Below are 5447 nucleotides of genomic sequence, written 5' to 3' on the forward strand. Positions count from 1 at the left end.
TTAGTATATCCATTAATATTAGTATTATCCAAACGGACATAGATAATTCAGGAAAATTTGAGTGATAAAGAAATCTTGGCTCTGTAGAGCCTTGATATATAAGGGCTAAGAATTATGCTTAACCCTATTTAAGTGTATGTATAGAGGTGATTTTTTTGAATATACCACATAATTTTAATTCATATTATACTGAAGAACAGTTTGAAGAAATTTCAGCTAACTTTAATGGAAAAGCAGAATATGAAAATGGTGAAATAGTATTATCATCCAATACATCAATAAAGCATAATTCAATAAAAGGTAATATTCTTTCATTTTTAATACTGTATTTCAAAGGAAGTAAATGCAGACCTTATGATGAACAGAAAGAAGTTATATTTAAAAATGAATCAGAACTTCATAAATATAAACCAGATATTTTTGTAATGTTTGATAATCCACAAAAGCAGGGGGAAAGTTTTATTACTCCACCTAAGATTGTGTTTGAAATAGTATCAAGGAGTACAGCAAATCATGACTATATTACAAAATTGTATGTTTATCAGAAGTTTGGAGTTCTTGAATATAATATTGTTGAACAGAATGGTTTTATTGTTCAATATTCACTAGTTGATGGGCAGTATCAGATTACTAATACATTTAAAACAGGTGATGTATATAAAAGTAGTGTGTTTTCAGATCTTTCAATAGATTTGAAAGATATATTTGAATAAGCAAGACGTTGAGGATGGCTTGAAGCTTGCAGAAGATATTGGTAATTATATTAGAAGCAAATTAAATTAATAATTTATTGAGTTCAAAGGTTGAAAGATATATGTAGAAACGATTTGGAGCGAGTTAGCGACGTGTATTTCGTTATATGTCTTTATACCTTCTTTTTTGTTAGATTATTTGAAGTTTCTTATAATTAATGTTACTATATTGTGGAGTCATTGTGATATTATATAATTAAAATTATTTAATATTTTAATTACTGGGGGCTATATAATAATGAGCAGGAATAACTTTGTACTTTTAGGGACAATACATGATGTGAGGGGCAAGAATAAAGAATTATTTTCAGAAAACATTGAAGCTCTTAAGGAGATTTATGACTCAATTTATGTAACAATAAGTGATGCAACAGCTAAAGAGTTTGTAGAGATAATAGAGAAGTCTGGTATAAACTATAAAATAATAGCCAAGAAAGGTGCTGCAGATGCCAGACGTAATGTATTAAAATTTGGACTTACAGATGCTGAGCTAGTTACAAATCCACAAAAGCAAAGTAAGGTAGGAGATATTATGGAAGATAGCTTAGTATTAAGAAATAGACTAAAACAAGCAAGAGCAGAAAAGAAGCTTTCACAGACTGAACTAGCTAAGATGGTGGGAGTTTCAAGAAATACAATAAGCTCCATAGAAACTGGACAGTTTAGTCCAACTGCAAAATTAGCACTGATCCTCTGTATTGCACTTGATAAAAAGTTTGAAGACTTATTTTACTTTGATTAAGAACTGTTTGAAGACAGTTCTTTTTTTGATGGTATAGGAAATTGCATTGAAAATATCGTTTTTTAATATCATAGAGTCTTGAAAATAAAGGGTTTACGCGTTTGTGTAAAAGAGTGGCAGAAGGCAATTTCGTTCTTTAAAAAAGAGAAAAGTTATGTGTGTATCATGGATGTAGAGATATATGGAAATTATTAAAAGTGATATAATTACAAAAAAAGGGGGTTTTTGTGGGGTATTCACAAGTGCAAGGTATAGCAAAAGAAACAATTGACTATATTAAGACAGTTATTACTATTGATTTAAGCCCGCAACGCGATAATATCTGGGGAGATTAGTATAACCGAAAATGTACTTTTCAGCTTTTTCGGCAGTCACATTTTTAGCATCTCTGCTTAAAATCAATCCAAGCCCTACTTCGTAATCTAAAGCATCCACTAAATCTTTATATAAAAAATATAAAAAGTTTTTTAAAAACAGAACATAAGTTCTAAAACGTGGTATAATTTTCTTGTAAACTAATGCCGGGTATTATTGTTTATTAATTTTTAAATTAATTGTTTCAGGGGGAGTACAGATGGAACTATGGAATTTGCTTAATAAACAAACAGATAGAATAAAGAGAGAGGTATCTTATAACGATAAGACATTTATTTTAAGTATGGAAGACGATATGGATAAATTGATGGATGTATTGTGCAGGAAATTCAATGTTGATAAGCCTGAGGATTGCAAACCCTTTGAGATACATCATGATGATATACGTATTACAGTAGAAAGAATCTCGCAGTCAATGGGAGAGGATGAAGCAGAATTTATCAAGAGCCAGACCAGCAGTATATACAATCATTTTTATAAAGTTGATACGCAGTATACTGACATAAAGACCAATCTTCTATATTCAATTAATCTGACTAAATCAATGATTTTTATTAATTATTCTTTCCATGAGGGTGATGAAGATTATAAGAAAGCTTTTATTGAGCAGACATTTGCTTCAGTATTAAATGAAATGCAGGGAATAATGCTGATAAGGGGAGAAGAAGAGGACGGATTTTACTGTCAGTCACCTGATGAGAAGCGATGCATGGAATTAATCCTTTCAGATAAAGGAAACAGCACTCTCTTAAACTATGTTCCTTTTGAAAAATTTGAACTATCTTCTGAGAATAAGGAAATAAGTGATGAGCAGATTACAAGAAGGGAAAGAACTCGCAATCTAATGCTTGGCAGGTATATCTATGTGCCAGCAGATTATCCAGTTATTGAAGATGAGACAAAAGCAAAATGCAGGAGTGCAGAAGAAATAGCAGAAAGAGCAGTGGCACTGATGATTGTTTCAGCATACTCAGAATACCGTATCAGAGAAGATGCTGATTACGAAGAGGCTTATAATTTTGCAAGTCAAATAATCAAAAAATATGATGCAGATAAGATGTTTTCACCAAAGGAAAGGAAATATCTAAGTAATCAAGATCCAACAAGAGAAGAACTTATAGCACACACATGGCAGTATGAAAGTATATATGTTATGGAATGGGCACTAGGACTGCTTGCTGGAGCTGAGAATGAGGCTTTGCCAAAGGCATTGTCTGAGAATAAGAAGGAAGATTTATATAATGTATCAGTTGAGGATAAGAAAGACGTTTCTCCTGTCGCTCAGAATACGAAGGGAACTTCGAATAATGCATTGGCTAAGAATTGGAATATGGCTTCGTCAGAGAGTGGGGTGGACAAGCTTGACTTTCCTGATCATGTTTGTGACATTGCTCTAACAATAAATCTCCTAAAACAATGTGGCAGTATTTCCGAGATAGTCAAGAAAGCAGACTTAAAGTCAAACAAAGAACTTTTAGATGAATGTGATCTTATCTCCTGCCTTGAATGGTCATGTGCAGATACCACAAGTCGTGAACTGCCATCACCTTCAGGAATGATTAATAAAGTTGTAGTTGAGAGATACAAAGCACTTAACTGGCTTATAGGAGCAGGAGATAGAGAAGAATGGGATGAAATCGGAGAGTATATATAAAATTTAGAATTGTGGAGGAAATCAGCATTGCTATGCGTGCTGATTTTTATCTTAAATGGAGGACAATCCTCCAAACCTCCTTTGAAATTCCTGATTCAAAGTATTGAAGGATTACATTTAAAATATATTGAAACAAATAGAATAATTTTATATAGTCATGGTAATAACTTAAACAAAAGATAAAAAAATCAGGTGAAGAAAATGAATAAACTTAGTGCTGATGAAATAGAATATCAGAAGTATCTTGCTCGTGAAAAGTACATAATGGATGAAATGTCAAAGAAAAAATATTCACAGTATAAAATGTAGCAGATAAAAGATTAGGAAGAAAAAGCTAATACTGGAATTAGTATAGAAGAAATAGAAAAATTAAGATAGAAGTTATGAAAAGTAATAAGAGCTGATGCAGTAAAGTTTGCATCAGCTTATTTTCTACATGGATATGTATGTGTTATAATATCTTTAACTTATGGAAATACTGAAACAAAAGATAAAATTATTAGGAGAAAAAAGATGAATAACAGACTTATTAATATATTAATTGATTTTGCTTTTAAGCAGGTATTTGCAGGAAATGGAGAAAGCAGTGAAATTATATTAAAGGATTTTCTAAATTCTATACTTCAGCTTAAAGATGACGACAGGATAAAAGAAATTGTACAGCTTAATCCTTTCAATGAGCGTGAATATATAAAGGATAAGCAGTCTATAATGGACATTAAAATAAAGACAGAAAAAGATGAATACATCGATATAGAAGTGCAGATTAATGATGTTGATGATTATAAAAAGAGAAGCTTGTACTATTGGTCTAAATTATATGCTGAAAGTCTTGGAAAAGGTGATTCATATTATGAACTTAAGAAAAGCATTGTAATCAATATTTTAAATTTCAACATAATAGAAGAAAATGATAAATATCATAATGTTTTTGTAATTAAAGAAAGAGAGGATAATACTTTATTCCTAGAAGATTTAGAAATACATTATATAGAACTTGATAAATTTAAGGTGGATAAGGATGTCAACGAATTAAATGATTTAGAAGAATGGATTGTATTTTTGAAAGAATGTAATGAAAAGCATGATTCAGATATTATTGAAAAATTATCATCCAGAAAGGAAGAAATCGATATGGCTGTTAAGATTATGAATAAACTTAGTGCTGATGAAATAGAATACCAGAAGTATCTTGCTCGTGAAAAGTATATAATGGATGAAATTTCAAAGAAAAAATATGCACAGTATAAAATGCAGCAGATAAAAGAGCAAGAAGAGAAGGCTAAGAAAGCAGAACAGGAAGCTAAAATAGAGGCAGAAAAAGCACAAAAGGCAGCACAAGATGCTCGAAAAGAAGCTGATAATGCAAAGAAGGAAGCTGATAATGCAAAGAAGGAAGCTGATAATGCAAAGAATGAACTTCAAGAAATGAAAAGAACCATGGCATTAAATCTGCTTGATGTTTTAGATAATGAAACAATTGCAGCTAAGACTGGGCTTAGTATAGAAGAAATAAGAGAGTTAAGATGATTGTTATAGGACTTGGAGAATCATGTACACCAAAGAGGAGTATTTCAGGAAACTTGGCTAATGGATATATTTAGAAGGATATCACTAAATATCTATCATTTTAGAAATACAATAATTAGTAAATGATATTAATAACGTAAACGGTAAATAATGAGTACCTGTACAAAAAATAAAGCTGCCAGCGATGGCAGCTTTTATCGGTTAGTTTTTCTACATTCTTGTGGCAGTTTATCTGACCATGGTAGAAGATCATCTAAAAATTCTAGATTTTAATAGCTTTTTTCTGCTCTATAGCCAATCCCTCCATTAACCATTTAAATTGTTGAGATGAAATAGATTTTACTTCAGATTCATTTCTCGGCCGTTATCACCTTCAAAACTGTAGAAAGGAGAT

5 protein-coding genes are annotated in these 5447 nt (G+C 31.1%); 4 read left to right on the forward strand and 1 reads right to left on the reverse strand.

Annotated elements, in window-relative coordinates; translation table 11 throughout:
• Nucleotides 1–155 precede the first annotated feature (155 nt).
• Both FYJ33_RS15650 and FYJ33_RS15655 read left to right on the forward strand, forming a co-directional pair.
• Nucleotides 156–713 carry a Uma2 family endonuclease gene (locus FYJ33_RS15650; RefSeq protein WP_154532850.1) on the forward strand — a complete coding sequence of 186 codons (558 nt, stop codon included), beginning with the start codon at nt 156–158 and terminating at the stop codon, nt 711–713.
• Nucleotides 714–1284: 571 nt separating this feature from the next.
• Nucleotides 1285–1494, forward strand: a complete 210-nt coding sequence (locus tag FYJ33_RS15655) for a helix-turn-helix transcriptional regulator (protein WP_154532856.1) — start codon at nt 1285–1287, stop codon at nt 1492–1494.
• Between the two features lie 291 nt (nt 1495–1785).
• Here the strand turns inward: FYJ33_RS15655 and FYJ33_RS16745 are convergent, their stop codons facing one another.
• A complete protein-coding gene (locus FYJ33_RS16745; RefSeq protein WP_328598721.1) occupies nt 1786–1929 on the reverse strand; it encodes a fumarylacetoacetate hydrolase family protein in 144 nt (47 codons plus the stop codon).
• Between the two features lie 139 nt (nt 1930–2068).
• Between FYJ33_RS16745 and FYJ33_RS15665 the strand changes: the two genes are divergently transcribed.
• A complete protein-coding gene (locus FYJ33_RS15665) occupies nt 2069–3523 on the forward strand; it encodes a DUF4272 domain-containing protein (protein ID WP_154532852.1) in 1455 nt (484 codons plus the stop codon).
• A gap of 513 nt (nt 3524–4036) precedes the next feature.
• Nucleotides 4037–5053 carry an Rpn family recombination-promoting nuclease/putative transposase gene (locus FYJ33_RS15670; RefSeq protein WP_154532854.1) on the forward strand — a complete coding sequence of 339 codons (1017 nt, stop codon included), beginning with the start codon at nt 4037–4039 and terminating at the stop codon, nt 5051–5053.
• Nucleotides 5054–5447: the final 394 nt, after the last annotated feature.

Source organism: Inconstantimicrobium porci, assembly GCF_009696465.1.
GTDB lineage: Bacteria > Bacillota > Clostridia > Clostridiales > Clostridiaceae > Inconstantimicrobium > Inconstantimicrobium porci.

What these genes read in the sequence shown, in the direction of transcription:
- FYJ33_RS15670 (WP_154532854.1), top strand. Translation starts at nt 4,037, where the DNA reads ATGAATAACAGACTTATTAATATATTAATTGATTTTGCTTTTAAGCAG.
- FYJ33_RS15665 (WP_154532852.1), top strand. Translation starts at nt 2,069, where the DNA reads ATGGAACTATGGAATTTGCTTAATAAACAAACAGATAGAATAAAGAGA.
- FYJ33_RS15655 (WP_154532856.1), top strand. Translation starts at nt 1,285, where the DNA reads ATGGAAGATAGCTTAGTATTAAGAAATAGACTAAAACAAGCAAGAGCA.